The sequence below is a fragment of the Chryseobacterium sp. GVT01B genome, from assembly GCF_019970045.1.
Taxonomy (GTDB): Bacteria; Bacteroidota; Bacteroidia; order Flavobacteriales; family Weeksellaceae; genus Chryseobacterium.
In genome coordinates, this window is sequence record NZ_JAHXYI010000001.1 from 317,951 (window position 1) to 336,673 (window position 18,723).

General features: G+C 37.4%; 16 protein-coding genes. 2 read left to right on the top strand and 14 right to left on the bottom strand.

Features of this window, described 5'->3' with window-relative positions; translation table 11 throughout:
- Nucleotides 1-6: 6 nt before the first annotated feature.
- Together sufB and LC457_RS01510 are read right to left on the bottom strand one after the other, a co-directional pair.
- Nucleotides 7-1,455: a Fe-S cluster assembly protein SufB gene (gene sufB, locus LC457_RS01505; RefSeq protein ID WP_223598321.1), complete on the bottom strand. Its 1,449-nt coding sequence runs from the start codon at nt 1,453-1,455 to the stop codon at nt 7-9.
- An 82-nt stretch (nt 1,456-1,537) separates the two neighbouring features.
- Entirely contained in the window at nt 1,538-1,867 is a 330-nt protein-coding gene (locus LC457_RS01510) for an iron-sulfur cluster assembly accessory protein (protein WP_027372006.1), read from the bottom strand.
- Between the two features lie 213 nt (nt 1,868-2,080).
- Between LC457_RS01510 and LC457_RS01515 the strand changes: the two genes are divergently transcribed.
- Both LC457_RS01515 and LC457_RS01520 read left to right on the top strand, forming a co-directional pair.
- Nucleotides 2,081-3,019 carry a GLPGLI family protein gene (locus tag LC457_RS01515; RefSeq protein WP_223598322.1) on the top strand — a complete coding sequence of 313 codons (939 nt, stop codon included), beginning with the start codon at nt 2,081-2,083 and terminating at the stop codon, nt 3,017-3,019.
- 12 nt (nt 3,020-3,031) lie between these two features.
- The gene (locus tag LC457_RS01520; RefSeq protein ID WP_223598323.1) at nt 3,032-3,895 is read left to right on the top strand and encodes a GLPGLI family protein; all 864 of its coding nucleotides are present in this window, start codon (nt 3,032-3,034) and stop codon (nt 3,893-3,895) included.
- A gap of 64 nt (nt 3,896-3,959) precedes the next feature.
- On the opposite strand, the gene LC457_RS01525 is transcribed toward LC457_RS01520, so the two are convergent.
- From LC457_RS01525 to LC457_RS01580, 12 genes are all read right to left on the bottom strand, one after another.
- Nucleotides 3,960-4,823, bottom strand: a complete 864-nt coding sequence (locus LC457_RS01525; protein WP_223598324.1) for a neutral zinc metallopeptidase — start codon at nt 4,821-4,823, stop codon at nt 3,960-3,962.
- 66 nt (nt 4,824-4,889) lie between these two features.
- The gene (locus LC457_RS01530) at nt 4,890-6,968 is read right to left on the bottom strand and encodes an LTA synthase family protein (RefSeq protein WP_223598601.1); all 2,079 of its coding nucleotides are present in this window, start codon (nt 6,966-6,968) and stop codon (nt 4,890-4,892) included.
- Between the two features lie 166 nt (nt 6,969-7,134).
- A complete protein-coding gene (ribH, locus tag LC457_RS01535) occupies nt 7,135-7,653 on the bottom strand; it encodes a 6,7-dimethyl-8-ribityllumazine synthase (protein WP_034734563.1) in 519 nt (172 codons plus the stop codon).
- 3 nt (nt 7,654-7,656) lie between these two features.
- Complete coding sequence (locus tag LC457_RS01540; RefSeq protein ID WP_213277670.1) at nt 7,657-8,364, bottom strand: tetratricopeptide repeat protein; 708 nt, start codon at nt 8,362-8,364, stop codon at nt 7,657-7,659.
- A 228-nt stretch (nt 8,365-8,592) separates the two neighbouring features.
- Nucleotides 8,593-9,129 (bottom strand): adenine phosphoribosyltransferase, encoded by a 537-nt coding sequence (locus tag LC457_RS01545; protein WP_047380195.1) that lies wholly within the window; start codon nt 9,127-9,129, stop codon nt 8,593-8,595.
- Nucleotides 9,130-9,132: 3 nt separating this feature from the next.
- On the bottom strand, nt 9,133-10,332 hold the full coding sequence (locus LC457_RS01550; RefSeq protein ID WP_223598325.1) for a hypothetical protein: 1,200 nt from the start codon (nt 10,330-10,332) through the stop codon (nt 9,133-9,135).
- Nucleotides 10,333-10,507: 175 nt separating this feature from the next.
- Entirely contained in the window at nt 10,508-11,524 is a 1,017-nt protein-coding gene (locus LC457_RS01555; RefSeq protein ID WP_223598326.1) for a hypothetical protein, read from the bottom strand.
- A 157-nt stretch (nt 11,525-11,681) separates the two neighbouring features.
- Nucleotides 11,682-13,013: a hypothetical protein gene (locus tag LC457_RS01560; protein WP_047422176.1), complete on the bottom strand. Its 1,332-nt coding sequence runs from the start codon at nt 13,011-13,013 to the stop codon at nt 11,682-11,684.
- Between the two features lie 8 nt (nt 13,014-13,021).
- A complete protein-coding gene (locus LC457_RS01565; protein WP_047380199.1) occupies nt 13,022-13,711 on the bottom strand; it encodes a cytochrome c in 690 nt (229 codons plus the stop codon).
- A gap of 1 nt (nt 13,712) precedes the next feature.
- The gene (locus LC457_RS01570; RefSeq protein ID WP_223598327.1) at nt 13,713-14,234 is read right to left on the bottom strand and encodes a DUF3341 domain-containing protein; all 522 of its coding nucleotides are present in this window, start codon (nt 14,232-14,234) and stop codon (nt 13,713-13,715) included.
- Nucleotides 14,221-15,618 carry an NrfD/PsrC family molybdoenzyme membrane anchor subunit gene (gene nrfD, locus LC457_RS01575; protein ID WP_149387537.1) on the bottom strand — a complete coding sequence of 466 codons (1,398 nt, stop codon included), beginning with the start codon at nt 15,616-15,618 and terminating at the stop codon, nt 14,221-14,223. The genes LC457_RS01570 and nrfD overlap by 14 nt, the downstream gene beginning before the upstream one ends.
- A 25-nt stretch (nt 15,619-15,643) precedes the next feature.
- Nucleotides 15,644-18,703, bottom strand: coding sequence for a TAT-variant-translocated molybdopterin oxidoreductase (locus LC457_RS01580; RefSeq protein ID WP_223598328.1), 3,060 nt, complete (start codon nt 18,701-18,703; stop codon nt 15,644-15,646).
- Nucleotides 18,704-18,723: the final 20 nt, after the last annotated feature.

Consider the following 18,723-nt stretch of genomic DNA (forward strand, 5'->3'; position numbering starts at 1 on the left):
TTTATTTTATCCTACTGATCCTTCTAATGAAATCTCAAGTAATTTCTGTGCTTCAATAGCAAATTCCATCGGAAGCTTGTTTAAAACTTCTTTACTGAAACCATTTACGATCAAGGCAATTGCTCTTTCCGTATCAATACCTCTCTGGTTACAGTAGAAAATCTGATCTTCTCCAATTTTTGAAGTCGTTGCCTCGTGCTCTAACTGTGCCGTAGGATCTTTGATTTCAATATAAGGGAAAGTGTGGGCACCACATTCATTACCCATCAATAAAGAGTCACATTGTGAGAAGTTTCTTGCTCCTTTTGCAGAAGGCATTACTTTCACCTGTCCTCTGTATGAATTTTGAGATTTTCCTGCAGAAATACCTTTTGAAATAATGGTTGATTTGGTATTCTTCCCTATGTGAATCATTTTTGTTCCTGTATCTGCATACTGGTGGTTATTGGTTACCGCGATAGAGTAGAACTCTCCGATAGAATTGTCTCCTTTAAGGATACAAGACGGATATTTCCATGTTACTGCAGAACCTGTTTCAACCTGTGTCCATGAGATTTTTGCATTTCTTTCACAAAGTCCTCTTTTCGTTACAAAGTTGAATACCCCTCCTTTACCTTCTTCATTACCAGGATACCAGTTTTGAACGGTTGAATATTTGATTTCAGCATTGTCTAAAGCGATCAGTTCCACTACCGCAGCGTGAAGCTGGTTTTCATCTCTTGACGGTGCTGTACAGCCTTCAAGATAAGAAACATAACTTCCTTCATCAGCAATAAGCAGCGTTCTTTCAAACTGTCCTGTTCCTGCCTGGTTGATACGGAAATAAGTGGAAAGCTCCATTGGACATTTTACCCCTTTTGGAATATAACAGAAACTTCCGTCAGAGAATACTGCGGAATTCAATGCTGCATAGAAATTATCTCCTCTTGGAACTACTTTTCCAAGATATTTTCTTACTAAATCAGGGTGGTTTTTAATGGCCTCAGAAATTGAGCAGAAAATAATTCCTTTCTCTGCCAATGTATCCTGGAAAGTAGTTTTCACAGAAATTGAGTCCATTACGATATCTACAGCAACTCCTGAAAGTCTTTTCTGCTCTTCGATATTGATTCCTAATTTTGCAAATGTTTTCAGCAATTCAGGATCTACCTCGTCAAGACTAGCTAGCTCCGGCTTTACTTTAGGGGCAGCATAGTAACGGATTGCTTGAAAATCCGGTTTTTCATATTTGATATTCGCCCAGTTAGGCTCTACCATTTTCAACCAGATTTTGAAAGATTCCAAACGCCATTCAGTCATCCATTCCGGCTCTTCTTTTTTAGCAGAGATGGCACGGATGATATCCTCATTTAAACCGATCGGGAAATCTTCATAATCAATTTTGGTTTCCCAACCGAATTCATATTTTTTATTTTCTAGATCGACTCTTAAATCGTCTTCTGTATATTTACTCATTACTTTTTTTTAGATTTCAGATTTTAGATTTCAAAATTCAGAATGATTCTGAGATCTGAAGTCTAGGATCTAAGGCCTTTTCTTAAAGACTAAATGATTCTCCACATCCACATGTTCTGGATGCATTCGGGTTGTTAAATACAAACCCTTTTCCGTTCAATCCTCCTGAATACTCAAGAGTTGTTCCTGCCAAATAAAGGATGGATTTTTTATCTATAATAATTTTGATGTTATTATCTTCAAATATCTGATCTGTGTCTGTTTTTTGGTTATCAAACTTTAAAACATACTCTAAACCAGAGCATCCGCCGCTTTTCACCCCTACTCTTATATAATCTTCAGCAGGGTTAAAACCATCTTCAGTCATCAACTGAATGGCTTTCTCCTTTGCATAGTCTGATACTTTTATCATTGTATTTATTTAGAATGATTTAATGATGCAAAAATACGAACTAATTTCCGCAATCTCAAATCGAAGATATCTATTTTAATGATTCTGATATTAATAGCAAGATTGAAAAGGGTTATTTCTGTTAAAATTAGATAAAATTGTTATGCTTATGTGAAGATTTTATTTCTCATTTTAACCTTGAAACGTATTTCATATCTATAAATAAAATTGGTAATGAAACAAAAAATAACTGCTTTTTTTGTGTTGTTTCTCACTGCAGTGTCTTACGGACAGACCACAAGATATGTTTATGAAACGCTGGTAAACCCGGATTCTATCAATCTGGTTAGCATGAAAAGCGAAAGGACTTTTCTGGATGTAAAAGGAGAAAGATCTTTATTTATCAGTGAAAATAAATTGAAAAGAGACTCTCTTTTTATTTCTCTAAGATCAGAAGCGAAAGAAAATGATAAAAAAGAGGAAAAAGATTTATCAAAGTTGGAAGGCAAGAAAAATTTTGAACCTACTTTCTTTGAATATTTTATTACGAAGAGTATTCCGGAACAGAAAGTGTATTATTATGAAAGAGCAGCCGGAAAACAAATTTACTATCAGGAAGACAGACCTGTAAAATGGAATGTAACAGATATAGTTGATAAACAAAATGGGTATCCGGCTCAAAAAGCAGTTGCCGAATTTGGCGGCAGAGTCTGGACAGCCTGGTTTACAAATGAAATTCCAGTTTCTGACGGCCCATATAAATTCTCAGGATTACCGGGATTGATAGTGAAGCTGGAAGATGACAAAGGAGACTATAAATTTGATCTTGTTAAAAAAATTACCGTTAAAAATGCTTTTGAAGAACAGTTAAATTCCGATGCTAAACAAAGCACAAGAGTTAATTTTCATGGTGATAAAGCTGCATTGGAACTGGAGTTTGGTAAAAACAGAAAAGCTATAGCCGGAAATACAGGAAGTGGAAATATAAATGCCGGAGGAAGACACAGCGGTGGTATGAACGGAGGCGGAATGAGAAGTGGCGGCCATGGAGGTGGTGGAATGCATCGGGGAATGGGTAACGAAAATCAAAGTTTCCCTATGCAGCAGAATTCTTCTACAGAAAACCATTCTTTTACCGGAAGTATAGATCAGAATCCAATTGAATTAAAATAAATAAAAATATAAATGAAAAAATTAGGTATTATCGCATTGGCACTCTTCATACAGAATGTTTCTGCACAAACTAACAGGTTTGTGTATCAGGTGACTATGAAGCCTGATGCAGAAAATAAAACAGACATCAAGACTGAAAATGCTTATCTGGATATTTCTCCGGAAAAATCTGTGTTTTATTCTGAAAACAGAATCAAAAGAGACTCTATCATGCAAAAAGCCTTTCAGGGCGGCGGCGGTAGAGGAAGTATCAACAGAGATCAGATGGAAAGTCTGAGAACGAATATCAACTATTCCGTGGAAAAGGATAAGACCAATCAAAAGACCTATTTCAAAGACAGAATTGGCCGTGATATCTATTCGTATGAAGAGGACAGGCCGCTGAACTGGAAAATTGAATCAGAAACGAGAAAAATAGGCGAGTATAAAGTTCAGAAGGCTGAGACTGATTTTGGAGGAAGAAAATGGACAGCGTGGTTTACAACAGATCTTCCTTATCAGGATGGGCCTTACAAGTTCGGAGGGCTTCCGGGACTGATCGTAAAAGTGGAAGATGATAAAGGAGATTATTCTTTTGATTTAATGAAAAACTATAAGATTGCCGAACTCCCTGCTTTAAATCAGTTTGGAAATACATTAAAAGTGAAAAGAGCAGATTATTTAAAGCAGCAGCAGAAATTCAAAACAGATCCAATGTCATTTATGACCCAAGGAGGTGGCGGACAAGGTGGATTCTCGACTACTGTGAGAGTGGGAGGAGGAAGAGGCCCGGGAGGCGGTGGAGGAAATCAGAACCCTGCGGACATGAGGAAAAGAATGGAAGAAAGAGTAAAGGAAGAAGCTAAGAAAAATTCTAATCCAATCGAATTGCAATAAATAAAAATGCGGCCTTAAAGTAAGGCCGCATTTTATTTTGTATAATCTGAATAATTCTGATAAACTATTTTAATAATTGGTTGAAAGTATCTCCCTGTCTGATATCTCCGGTGTTGTAACCTTTCATAAACCATTCTTTACGCTGTGCAGATGATCCGTGAGTGAAGCTTTCCTGATTAACATATCCCTGGCCTCTTTTCTGAATGTTATCGTCTCCAACGGCTTCTGCAGCATCTATGGCAGACTCAATGTCTCCAGGTTCCAGTATATGCTTACTGTCATTGGTTCTCTTTGCCCAAACTCCGGCATAGAAATCAGCCTGTAATTCTGTGGCCACAGATACTCTGTTCATTTGTTCTTCAGAATATCTTCCGCTTCTTCTTAACGCATCTACTTTTTGAGTGGTTCCTAAAAGAGTCTGAACATGGTGTCCTACTTCGTGGGCAAGAACATAAGCTACCGTAAATTCAGTTACTTTCGCCCCGAATTTTTGCTGAAGCTCACCGAAAAAACTCATATCCATATATACCTTCTGATCTGCCGGACAATAGAATGGTCCCATGGCAGATTGAGCTGTACCACATGCTGAAGAAGTTGTATTTTCAAAAAGAACAATACCCGGATCTGTATAGGTCATTCCGTTTTCAGTGAAAATCTGATTCCAGGTCTGGCTATTCCATGCATCCATCATTTTTACCATTTCCCCGATTTGTTTTTCACCGGATGTAAGCTCTCTCTGTTCTCCGGAATTTCCGGAAGGCTGTATGCTGCCGGAATTTAAAATACCGGATGGATCACCTCCCAAAAAGAATACAATGGCTGCTATAATTAAAGTTCCAAGTCCTCCGCCTACGATCATACCACCACTTCCTCCTCCGGAACCACGGCGGTCATCAACGTTTCCGCCTCTGTCGTCTGTCCATTTCATAGTAATAAATTTATTCGTTAATTTAAATATTTTATGCCAAACTATACGCTAAAAATATTTAGATATTTATCTGTTAAGTTGTTTCGTTTTCAGCCAGTAAGATGTAGACTGATAGGCTGACACAGCATCATCTACCAGTTTCTGGTCTGGATTTTTTAATAATTTTTCGTCGTAATACAGTTTAAAGGCTGGAGCCAGATCGCTTTTTTCCAGTTCCAAAGAATATTGTTTTACCTTTTTTACCGGGGAAATAATAGTCAGACGTTCGTCTTTTATAAATCCAAGATCCTGATACGTTGCAACATAAGCTTTAGGCTGAAATTCCGGTTTGAATACATCCTGACCTAAAAATTTAGATGGGTAGCTGAAGTTTAATAGTCCTAAAACGGTTGGCATTACATCGATCTGAGACATCAGTGCATCAAACTTCTGAGGCTGAATAAATCCTTCTGAAAATACCATTGCAGGGATTCTGTATTTATCCATTGGAAGCTCGGTTTTTCCTGCACTCGAAGCACAGTGATCTGCAATGATAACAAAAACAGTGTTTTTATACCAGTCTTGTTTCTTAGCCATATCAAAGAACAATCTGAGGGAGTAATCGGTATATTTTACACCTCCTTCACGGGATTTTGCCGTTCCCGGAATATCAATTCTTCCGTCAGGGTAAGTAAAAGGTCTGTGATTGGAAACTGTCATCCAGTGATTGAAAAATGGTTTTCCTGACTTAGCTTCAGTATTCATCACCTGAATTGCTTTTTTAGCCATATCTTCATCAGCAACTCCCCAAACATTGGCAAAAGTGATTTCTTCCGGTTTAAAATTATTTCGGTCTACAATTCCGTAGCCATTTCCACCAAAGAAGTCCTGCATATTATCAAAATAGCTGTATCCTCCATATAAAAATTTGACATCATACCCTTTGGATTTGAATACACTCCCGGTTGTAAATTTGTTTTTATTGTCATCTCTTTTGATAATACTTTCTCCCGCAGTAGGCGGAATACACAGTGTTAAAGCTTCCAGCCCGCGTACTGTTCTGTTTCCGGTAGCATACAGATTGGTAAACATCAGAGACTTATCTGCGAGGCTGTCAAGGAAAGGAGTGATTTTTTGTGTATTTCCGTAATGTTCCATAAAGTCGGCAGAAAGACTTTCGATAGAGATGAGTACTACATTTTTCTTCATTTCAGGCTGCTCAGCAACAATATTTCTTGATAATGTCTGCTGGGGATACTGGCTCAGGAAATTCTTTTCGGCCTGCTGTTGATTGATCTGTGAATAGAACTGGAAGTAATCCAGCTCATTATGAGTAAAAGCCCAATAGAATTTTGGAAGTCCGTTGGCTTCAATTTCATCCGCAAATACATTATCTGACCTGATTTGCATTAAGGAAGGAATCGCAAGTGCACTAAGCGCACAAAGTACAATGAAACTCCCCAGAAGAACCATTTTTTGTTTAAAATCCGGAAGTTCCAGCAGTTCATCTTTTGTTTTCTTATAAATGAACCATGTGATGGTAAGCGTAACGATCATAATCCCGGAAAATAAAGGAACCACAGGATAACTTTCCATAATATTTCCAATGACTTCATTGGTATAAATCAGGTAGTCTACTGCAATAAAGTTATAGCGAACTCCGAATTCATTGTAAAAGAAGTATTCACTTACTCCGTTGAAAATAATCAGAAGAACATATAATAATAATGTAATGAAGTACAGAATGTTGCGAATCTTTACTCTTTGGGTAGGAAGGAAGAGCATCAATCCGAAGAAAAGTGTTTTTATTCCAACAAAAACAAGCGCTATCTCCATGATAGAACCTCCATATTGCTTGAAAATGTTATTCGGAATAAGCCAGATATAAAGGAAGAACAGAACCAACGCTCCCAAAATAATGTAGCCATAAGGTTTTTTATATTTGGAATTGGAAAGGAAGAGAAAATAAAGTGCGAGAATAGCACTGGCAAGAACGAATACAAAAATATCATTTACCAGACCTATCAACAGTACTTTCACGACTTCAAAAAATCCAAAACTAGCAGTAGTGATAGGGTGAAAAAAGAATACTGTTCTTATTATCAATGAAATAATAAGATAGAAAACTCCTAAGTATAGGAACGGTTTTATTTTTTTTAAAAACATGTATTTACTGTCTTTATTAGTTTTCACAAAGATAGTTTTTGTACAGAACTTTTGATAGAAAAAAACAAAAACATCCTGTTTATTAGCAAGATTTATGATTTAAAATAACCCAATAAAAAAGGACTATTAAAAAATAGTCCCAATATATTGTTAAGGTAATCTGCGGTTAAGAGTGTCCGAAACCGATATTTCCTTTTTTGTCGGATAATTTCTTTTTGAAATCAATCATTCTAAGAGCTGTAACGGCTGCTTCAACTCCTTTATTTCCAAGATCACCACCGCTTCTCGCGATAGACTGTTCTTTGGTATCATCTGTCAATACACAGAAAATTGTAGGAGTGTCCGTCATAATGTTACAGTCTTTGATTCCCTGCGCTACTGCAGAACATACATAATCAAAATGAGGTGTTTCCCCACGGATTACACACCCGATAGAAATTACTGCGTCATATTTTCTCTCTTTGCAAAGCTGCATGCTTGCATAGTTGAGTTCAAAAGCTCCGGGAACAGGGAAAAGTTTGATGTTTTCAGGTTTTACCCCTTCTTTTTCAAGGATTTCCAAAGCTGCATCACGAAGATTGTACGTTACAAAATCATTCCACTCAGAAAAAACAATGCCGATAGAAAAATCTTCGGCATTAGTTATATGAAGTGGCTTGTAATCGGAAAGATTAACTGTTGCCATTTTTTAGTAATATTTAGTCATTTCAATATAAGAATCAGACATTCCGTTGTCGTAGTCCTGATATTTCTCGTCAATTGCAGAGAAGTATTTCTTAGCTTCTGCATTTTTCTTCAATCCTAATGCAACGATACCTGCTTTTCTTGTAAAATAGTATGCTGTATACGGATCATCAGAAGCTGTTGCTGCTTTGTCTAATAAAGCTAAAGCTTCATCGTTTTTGTTAAGACCTGATTTAGCATCTGCCATAGCTCCGTATTTCATTGCTACTAAAGTTTTGTTGTCAGATGAAAATTGATCTAAAAGATCATAAGCTTCCTGGAACTTTCCTTCCTTGAACTTTAATAAACCTGCATTATAAGATGAAAGTTTACCAATTTTAGTAGAAGAATATTCGTTATATGTACCTACAAAACCTGGGTTAGCTGCAGATTTTCCACCCAAAGCATCTTTATCTTTACCTTCAGTAAGACTTTTTTGAGCAGAAAGGAAACTTTTCACAGCTTCAGCATTCTTTGGAGCAATTACAAATTGCTTGTAAGCGAAGAATCCTAACACTGCTAAAATTAATGCCCCAAATACAAAACCTAGAGGTTTTGAATATTTTTCAACAAATCTTTCAGTGTTTAAAGCTTCTCTGTCAAGGTCTTTAAAGAACTCAACCGTTTCTTTACCTTCTTGCTCGTTCTGAGCACTCTTTCCCAATTTTGCCATAAGTTTTTAAAAATTGAAATGCAAATTTAATTGTTTCTGAGAGATTTACAAAATACTTTCTGAGTATTATTGATGAAATTTTGTGAATTGCTAATCGGGAATGATGAATTTATTAAAAAAAGAAGCTTCGACAAGCTCAGCGTGACACTTCTAATACTATTTGTTCTAATCCTACAGTAAATTATTAGCATTGTCATGCTGAGCCTGTCGAAGCATATATATTATATCTTAATATCCTAAAATATGATACACTTCTGCACCAAATTTTTTCAGCTTTTCGTCACCATTCAAATCTTTTAATCCGATAAGGAAACTGAATTGGGAAACCGTTGCTCCCTGTTTTTCTACCAATTTGGCTGCTGCTTCAGTAGTTCCTCCGGTTGCTAAAAGATCGTCATGAATCAAAATTCTTTGTCCCGGTTTTATCTGTCCTTCACGGGTTTCGATAATGGCACTTCCATATTCCAGATCATATTTTTCTGAAATGACAGGAGGAGGAAGTTTTCCGGCTTTTCTGATTAAGATGAATGGAACTTCCAATGCTACGGCAATTGCAATTCCAAACAAATAACCACGGCTTTCGATTCCGCAGACTGCATCTACTTTCCCTTTACTGAAGGCTGCAAGATCTGCAATCACGTCTTCGTAAAGTTTCGGGTCTAAAAAGATGGGTGAAATATCCTTAAACTGTATTCCCGGAATCGGAAAATCAGGGATATTCTCAATTGTTTCTTCTAATTTTTTGATCAGTTCTGCTGAAGCCATTTATTAATTGATTTTATAGCTGGAAATTTTCCAGTCTCCGTTTACATTTTTAAGCCCGAAAGTTACTTTTAATGAAGTTGTCTTCCCGCTTTTATCCGTTACATCATAGGTAGCATTTACGCTTGCACTGTTGGCTGTGGCACCACTTGTCGTAATATTTTTTACGCTTACATTTTTCACAGATCCGAAACCTGAAGTAGGATTTGAGAAAGACTCATAACTTCCCCAGCTTGGATTGCTGGCCGTTTCGTAAGCTGCTTTTAAGTTTTGTGAACTTACGCTGTTCAAAAATTTACTTACTGTATTTTTAGGATCTGCAGTTGGCTGTTTTGGAGCAGCTGGTGCTGATGGAGTTGCTGTTGCAGGATCTGTAGTTGTTCCGGTGGTTGCAGATGGGTTATTAGGATCTATTACAGCACTCGGTTGGTCGGGTACAGCTGTTGTGTCGGTTTTAGGAATGGCAGGGACTTTCAGTGCTGCTTCATTCACATCAAGACCGATTTTTGACATTTTGAAAGTTTTTGCAGTTGTTTTTACCGAAACTGTGATATCGATTTTGTTATCTACAACTTTTGCTGCCGGAATAGAGGAGAACTTTAGGTTGAATCCTTTAAAGTTATTATCCTGCATCAGGTTTTTAGCGGTAGCAAGTCTTACACCGTTACTGAATACTTCAAGGGTTGCTTCCAGACCTGCTCCTGTAAAAGATACAGGGTTTCCTGCAGCATCTACAAGTCTTGGTACAATTTGAATGGCAGTAGGAGCTCCGGTTCCGTCATCTCCTGTAGGTCTTGTTATAAGGCTTAATGATCCTGCTTTTACGTCATTAGGATCGCTTTCTTTAGCTTTATCATCTCCGAAGATATTCATTTCTCCAAGTGATGGTGGGGCAGTACTGGCCCATTCTATTCCGTTTTTCTGCGCAACTTCGTCTGCCAGCGACATAATCTCAGGAACTTTTTTTCCATTAATCAGTTTTCCAAGGGCTTTTAGTTCATTTACATCACCATCAGCTTCTACGCCAAATGTTTTAAGGATGTAAAGAGCCTCATTAAACTTAATCTGTTTAATGGTTGGTAAACTGGAAGTCATATCATTGATACTTGACTGCAGTGTTTTAGTATTCGTAGCATCTACATGATCTTTCTTACATGCTGTAAAAAGCAACAGACTGAAAACAAGTAGAAAAGAAAACTTTTTCATTTTTATTTGGTTTGTTGCAAATTTAATAAAACCTTTATTAATACTGGATTTTATTTTTTACTTTATGTTTTTTGCTTATTTATTATTTTTTTCCGGAAATGGATGATGTTCTTTTAATTTCAGAATTCAATAGTAATATTTATAATATGGAAAGCCTTTCTGAACCGAGTTTTCATTATTTCTTATTGGTCTGTTCTTTTAGATCACCTTTGAAAAAACTACTGAAAATAGTCTGCATATTAGGAAATGATGAATCCTGCCAGTAAGATGTTTTGTAATTACTGTTGTCTTTATCAAATTTCACTTTCTCAATATCACTGTCATTGCTGAAATTAAGTTCTGTTGGATAGAAATTAGTATACACTGCTATCTGATTGTAATTGGGTTCGCTTTTGTGTTTCAATTTTACAAAAACAAGTTCATTATACTCCAGAAAATCTTTGAGTGTTTTTTCTGATCCTTTTTCAAAGGACATGTTTAGAATTGTTTTTATATCGTAAAATCTATATCCAAAGAATGAAAATTCTTTATCCTGAAGGAGGCCACCAGTTACTTCGATCTGATCTTTGCGGTCACCTTTTAATTCTTTGATGATATTTTTTGTTGTTTTATATTCTTCAGGATTGCCTACGTTTTTAAGTTTTGGAAGCTGTAGTGAATTTCCATAATCCCATGATGAAGTTTCTTTTTTCTCATTTTTAGATTCTGCCAGTCTGAAAACTCTGTACTGTTCTACATTGGCGCTTTTCAGCTTTTTGGACTTATTATCAAAAATATAGGTTACAATTCCGTCTGCATAACTATTCAGTTTATTGTTTACGGTTACATAAGCGTTAAAATTTCCTTTGATGAAAATGTATTTGGCTGGCTTATTATTTTTAATAACAACGGTTTCAATTTCTTTTACCTGATCATTGATTTTAATGATTGGCTGATCAAAATCTGAGTAGGATAGTGTGGCAACCGGAAAGTTATTATAAACCAGCTGAAATTTTTCCTGAGCAGGTGACAGTGACTGTTTGTCAATTTTGCCATCAATATCAGAGTAGGCGAGAATACTTCCGTCTTTGCCAAATACGGAAACTCTTGGAAGAGGGTTATTATTTTTTTCAGAAACAAAAGTAATGACCTGTGCATTCGAGAATACAGAGATCAGAGTGAATAGAAGGTAGAAAAAGTGAATTTTTTTCATTGCAGTATTTTGTTTTTGGTGTTAATAATACAACAGACTTTTATATAGATGAGAAAAAGAGAAAATGGTTGCCTGAAATTCTTATTTGCGTCATTGCATAAAAAAAGACTGATTGTTTAACAATCAGTCTTTTATAATATTATTTTGTTACAAGTCCTTAGAAAGGATACTCATAAATTTCAGATTCGTGTAAGAATGGGTTTCCTGTAGGAATCAACTTCAGTTTTGATAAAGCTGAAAGTACAGTAAACATAAATAGTCCAGCTACGAATAGAACTGCTCCAAGGATTAACAAGAATACTTCAGGAGTGTTCCAGTATGGTCCTACCGTTCCAGGCATTACCATGTTGAAGTAATCTAAAAGGTGTCCTAAGATAACCACTACTGCCATTGTTGTTACAACTTTGTAGTTTCTCTTGATGCTGCTGCTTACTAATACCAAAAGCGGTAATAAGAAGTTTACAATCAGCATTGGTAAAAACGTAGTACCATAGTGCTGGAATCTACCGAAGAAGTAGTTAACCTCTTCCGGAACGTTTGCATACCAGTAAAGCATGAACTGAGCAAACCATGTATATGTCCAAAGCATACTTGTAGCGAAAAGGAAAACTCCTAAGTCGTGTAAGTGGTTGTCATTGAACTGTGGTAAGAAACCATTTTTCTTAAGATAAACACTTAATAAAATTATTACAGCAATACCACTTGAAAGGCAGCTAACCATTGAATACCAGATGTACATTGTAGAGTACCAGTGAGGGTCAATAGACATCAACCAGTCCCAAGCCCAAGCTGCAGAAGCAAATCCGAAGAATACGATATATCCTACTGCCCATCTGTAAAGAAACTGATATTCCACTTTTGATTTTGTCTCGTCTACTTTTTTAGACTGAGCTTTCAGTTTCCAAGCAAAGAAAGAAGCACCAATCACGTAGATTAAAGTTCTGATTGCATAGAAAGGAATATTTAAGAATCTTTTCTTTTCAAATAGGATCACGTCAAAATGAGCAGACTCTGGATTTGTCAATTCAGGGTCCATCCAGTGGAATAAATGACCATTATGAGTGATGTTTAAGATCATTAAGATAACCAGGATTGCACCACCGTAAGGAATATAAGAAGCAATAGCCTCCATTACTCTTGTGATGATAATAGGCCATCCTGCGTGAGCTGCGTGCTGAATACAGTAAAAGAACAGTACAGCGCAACTTACTCCAAAGAAAAAGACAGCTACAAAGTGCAGCGATGCTAATGGCTGATTGTGAACCTGAAGCTCAGCATGCTCTAAATGAGCTGCGTGATCCTGTGGTCCAACCATTTCACTTGAGTGTGTAGGAGCATCATGACCAGAAGCATGAACAGCTTCCATCATGTGTTCTATTTTCTCAGTAGAAATTCCTTTGTTCATAAAGAAACCAATACCGAAAAGAACTAAACCTACAACAAGAAGTATTATAGAAGTTGATTTTAATTTTGGTGAAAAACTATACATTTCTTTTCTTATTTTTTAGTTTCGGTAGTCGTTTCAGTTGTTGCTGGTGCCGCCGCTGTAGCTGCTGCCGGTGCTGCTGCTCCTTTTTTGAAAGCACTCATCACATACAATGCTACTCTCCATCTGTCTCCTGCGTTCAGTTGTCCCGCATAAGATCCCATGGCATTTCTACCGTTTGTTAATACATAATGAACAGATCCTACAGTGATTTCTCTGTCTGCATAGTTAGGTACTCCAGAGAATGCCCCACTTTGTACAATAGGTCCTTGTCCATCACCTCCTGTTCCGTGACATGCCGCACAAGTGTGATCAAACAATATTTTTCCTCTTTCAATATCCTTAGCTGCATTAGCTGGGTTCAAAGGAGATACTGTAAGTTTTTTAGAAGCGTCATACCCAGCGTTGTACTCGTCAACATTCTTAGGTAGTAAGCTTTCTTCAAAAACTCCATCTTTATTTTGAGAAACTGATCCTTCTACAGGAGCAAGACCTGTTGCTCCACTATTTTTAACAAAAGCAGGAATTTCATTTTCATGATCTGAATAAGCATCCTGTGCTTTCATCAATGGATCATAAGCTACCGGAAAATACATATCCGGGAAATATACCAACGGAGTATTCTCCTTTGGTCCGCAAGAGTTAAGTAAAACTGTTGTTAAACCTAAAACTGCTGTAATTTTTAATACATTCTTTTTCATTTTAAGCGTCTTTAACAGTTATTTCTTCAACTCCAGTTTCAATAAGCAACTGCTTTACAGATTCTACATCTTCAGTTACAAATTCCATCATGAATTTATCATCAGTAGTTCTCGGGTCTGGGTTCTGAGCAGGAGCTCCCGGATACATTTTGTTTCTAACCAAGAAAGTTAAAGACATCATGTGAGCAGCACAGAATACCATTAATTCGAACATTGGAACTACGAATGCCGGCATGTTATGTGCCCAGTCAAAAGCTGGTTTACCACCGATATTCTGCGGCCAGTCATGATTCATCACATACCAAGTTACAGTAGCACCGATAGTAACACCGTAAAGAGCATATAAGAATGCGGCATCAGAAATTCTAGTTTTCTTTAACCCTAAAGCCTTGTCTAGCCCGTGAACCGGAAACGGAGTATATACTTCGTTTATAGCGATTCCTTTATCGTTGAATGCCATAACGCCGTTCATTAAATCGTCGTCGTCAGCATAAAGTCCGTATACAATTTTAGTGGTGCTCATCTCCTTCTTTTGCTTTATAAGTTTCACCTGAGATTTTCAAAATCGATTTTAATTCAGCCTGTGCAATTACAGGGAATGTTCTTGCGTATAATAAGAATAATACAGAGAAGAATCCGATAGTTCCCAAATATACACCCACATCAATGATCGTTGGCTTAAACATTGTCCATGATCCTGGTAAGTAGTCTCTAGAAAGGTTGATAACGATGATATCAAAACGCTCAAACCACATACCGATGTTGATGATCAATGCAACGATGAACGTCCAGATAATGTTCGTTCTCGCTCTTTTGAACCAGAAAGAAGCAGGAATCACAAGGTTACAGATGATCAATGACCAGAATGCCCACCAGTAAGGTCCTACAGCAGCACCTGGAGAAAGATATGTGAAATCTTCAAATCTAGATCCTGAGTACCATCCGATGAAATATTCAGTAGCATAAGCTACAGTTACCATACCACCTGTAAGAACGATTACGATGTTCATAATTTCGATATGATACATTGTGATATATTCTTCTAAGTGACAAACTTTTCTTGCAATTAACAATAGTGTCTGTACCATTGCAAATCCTGAGAAGATCGCACCAGCTACGAAGTAAGGAGGGTAGATTGTTGAGTGCCATCCTTTAATAACTGAAGTTGCGAAGTCAAAAGATACAGTAGTGTGTACTGAGAATACAAGTGGAGTAGCCAAACCTGCAAGAACCAAAGAAAGCTCTTCGAATCTTTGCCAGTGTTTTGCTTTACCACCCCAACCGAATGCAAGGAATGTATAAATTTTCTTAGTCCAAGGAGTTTTCGCTCTATCTCTGATCATTGCAAAGTCAGGGATTAGTCCCATGAACCAGAATACAGTTGATACTGAGAAATATGTTGAGATCGCAAATACGTCCCAAAGTAGAGGAGAGTTGAAGTTCCCCCAAAGAGAACCAAATTGGTTTGGTAAAGGGAATACCCAGTATCCAACCCAAACTCTACCCATGTGGATTACAGGGAAGATTGCTGCCTGTACAACCGCAAAGATCGTCATCGCCTCTGCAGATCTGTTTACAGACATTCTCCATCTCTGTCTAAATAATAATAATACTGCTGAGATTAGGGTCCCGGCGTGACCGATACCTACCCACCATACGAAGTTGGTAATATCCCAACCCCAGTTAATAGTTCTGTTAAGCCCCCATGCTCCAATACCTGTCCCGATAGTGTAAGCGATACAGCCGAATCCATAGAGGAATAGAACTAGTGCAGCATATAATGAGATCCACCATAATTTACCTGCTCTTTCTTCGATAGGTCGTGCGATATCTTCTGTAATATCGTGATAAGTTTTGTGACCAATAATTAGAGGTTCCCTTATCGGAGCTTCGTAATGTCCTGACATTTTTTACCTATTTATTATTTAAACTTTATTTTTCTACTCTGTTTCTTACTTTAGTGTGATAGAACACGTTTGGTTTTGTTCCGATCTCCTCAAGTAAATAATATCTTCTGTTAGAAGCATATTGCTCTCTAATTGCAGAATCTTTATCATTCATGTCTCCAAATGTCATTGCTCCGGTAGAACAAGCTTTAGAACAAGCAGTCTGGAATTCTCCATCCTTCACTTTTCTTCCCTCCTTCTTAGCCTCAAGAATTGTATTCTGAGTCATTTGGATACACATTGAACATTTCTCCATTACCCCTCTAGTTCTTACAACTACATCCGGGTTAAGTACCATTCTTCCTAAATCGTTGTTCATGTTGAAATCGAACTTGTCATTTAGGTTATAAGTAAACCAGTTGAAACGTCTTACTTTGTACGGACAGTTGTTTGCACAATATCTTGTACCGATACATCTGTTGTAAGCCATATGGTTTTGACCTTGCTTACCGTGTGAAGTAGCCGCTACCGGACATACAGTTTCACATGGAGCGTGGTTACAGTGCTGACACATTACAGGTTGGAAGATTACATCCGGGTTGTCTGCAGGGTGATTTAATGCACCTCCGTCTCCGAAAGCAGTACCGTACAATTCTGGTACAGCCATTCCTTCTTTCAATCCTTCGTATACTTCTACTTTTTGTCTTGAAGAATAGTAACGGTCAATTCTTAACCAGTACATATCTCTTGACATTCTTACCTCTTCTTTACCTACTACAGGAACGTTGTTCTCTGCCTGACAAGCAATAATACATGCTCCACAACCAGTACAAGAGTTCAAGTCGATAGATAAGTTGAAGTGAGGTCCATCTGTATCATCGAAAGCATCCCAAAGGTCGATTTTTCTCGCCGGAAGTGCTCCGCTGATTGTGTGGTATTCCAAAGGCTTATTCCATCCTTTGTGCTCATCATCAAAAGCAACGTTAATGAATTCAGCTAAAGGAACTTCCTTCGCGATTTCATAACGACCCATTAATGTATTTTGAAGCTGGATCCCTGCAAATTCGTGATCTTCTCCTGTTTTTTCGATTTTAACACCTGAAAGTACAAGGTTAGAACCATCAAATAAAGGATAAGCATTTACACCAGTATCTGCAGTTGCTCCTGAGTTTTTCTTACCATAACCAAGTGCAAGACCTACAGATCCTTCAGCTTGTCCTGGCTGTACGAATACAGGAACGTTTTCTATTTTTACTCCGTTTACAGTAAGGTTTACAATAGAACCATCTAACTGCATTCTTGCGTTAAGATCGTTATCAATTGCAAATTTCTCTGCATCTTTAGGAGAAATTGTTAAGTAGTTATCCCAAGACATTCTTGTAATTGGGTCTGGTAACTCTTGCAACCAAGGGTTGTTTGACTGAGTACCGTCTCCCATTGAAGTCTTAGTGTATAATACTAATTCTAATTCTGAAGCTTTGAAGTTTCCTAATTCAGCAACAGCCTGTGCAGCGTTTCCACCTGCGTAAGATAAAGTTGCAGCGTTTGTAGAAGCGTTGATACCGTTATACAATGCTTTGTTGAAAGAAGTACCACCTAAAAGTGAAGCTGAGCTTGCTTTTAAATAATCGTAGTAGTTGTTTGCTGCATTGTTTTTACCATTCTTCCAAACCAATAGAGACTCTTCAATCTGTCTTGATTTGTAGATTTTCTGAATAGTAGGCTGCATCAATGAATATACTCCCGTCTGTGGTTCGATATCTCCCCAAGACTCTAGCCAGTTAGCTACAGGAATTACAGCTTTTGCTGCTTTGTACATTTCATTTTTCTTATCTGCTACAGCAACTACGTAAGGAACTTTTGATAAAGATTTTTTGAAATCTTCTCCTTTTGGATGAGAGTAAATAGGGTCTACATTGTTTGTAACTAATACACCAACTTGTCCACCGTTTACCCATCCCAGAAATTCTTGGTATCTAGCACCGTTAAATTCTTTAAGGAAGTTTGCTTTACCAGTGAAAGCTACTGAACCTAATTTTTGGTTGATTAAGTGTGCTAAAACCTGTGCTCCTTTAGAACCGTCAGCAAAAACAACAGCTTTGCTTCCTTTTGCCTTCAATTCGTTAGCAATTTCAGTAGCAGTCTTATCAGAAGTACCACCACCTACGATTGCATTGTAAACTTCCACTAAAGTTTTGTTTACAGCACTTGGTTTTAATCTGTATCTTGAGTCAGCATTAGCACCAGTTAATGACATGTTAGATTCCACCTGGATGTGTCTCAACATGCTTGCTCCCGGTTTTCTAGCAGCCGCATAAGAAGTTTCTAAGCTTGAAGCGTTATAGTCTCCTAAGAAATCAGCCTGGAAAGATACTACCAATTCAGAACCTTTAAGGTCATAAACAGGTAATGCTCTTTGTCCGAATACTTCCTGAGCTGCATCTAATCCTGCAGAGTAAGGGAAAGCATCATAAGTTACTAATTCAGCTGTAGGATATTTAGCTTTGAATTCAGCGAATAACTTTTTGAAAGTTGGTGAAGCAAAAGAGTGTGATAAAACCACAATCTTTTTGCCAGACGCTTTAGCTTCTTCCAAACCTTTAATAACGAAACTGTCTACTTTATCGAAAGTTTCATCTTTACCGTCCAGTTTAGGCTGTTTTACTTTATCATTATCATAAAGAGAAAGTACACTTGCCTGAGCTCTTGCATTAGTTTTACCTAAATCGCCCCCAGCTGGGTTTGGTTCAATTTTGATGGGTCTACCTTCACGGGTTTTTACTAAAACACTAGCAAAGTCGAAACCGTCAAAATATGTTGAAGCGTAATAATTAGGGACTCCCGGAACAATATCATGCGGCTTTACCACATAAGGAATCGTTTTGATTACCGGAGCTTCGCAGGCAGCTAATGTAACTGCTGCTGTAGAGAATCCTAATAATTTCAGGAAATCTCTTCTTGAAGTACTAGATCCGTTTTTCTCAGCATCTCCAAGGAAATCTTCTACCGGAATTTCTTCCTGAAACTCTTTCTGAGCCAGCTTATTATTCAAAGCTGGATCTTTAAGTTCATGAATACTTCTGAATTGTATTTTGTTTGAAGCCATTTATACTTCTAATTTTTTAG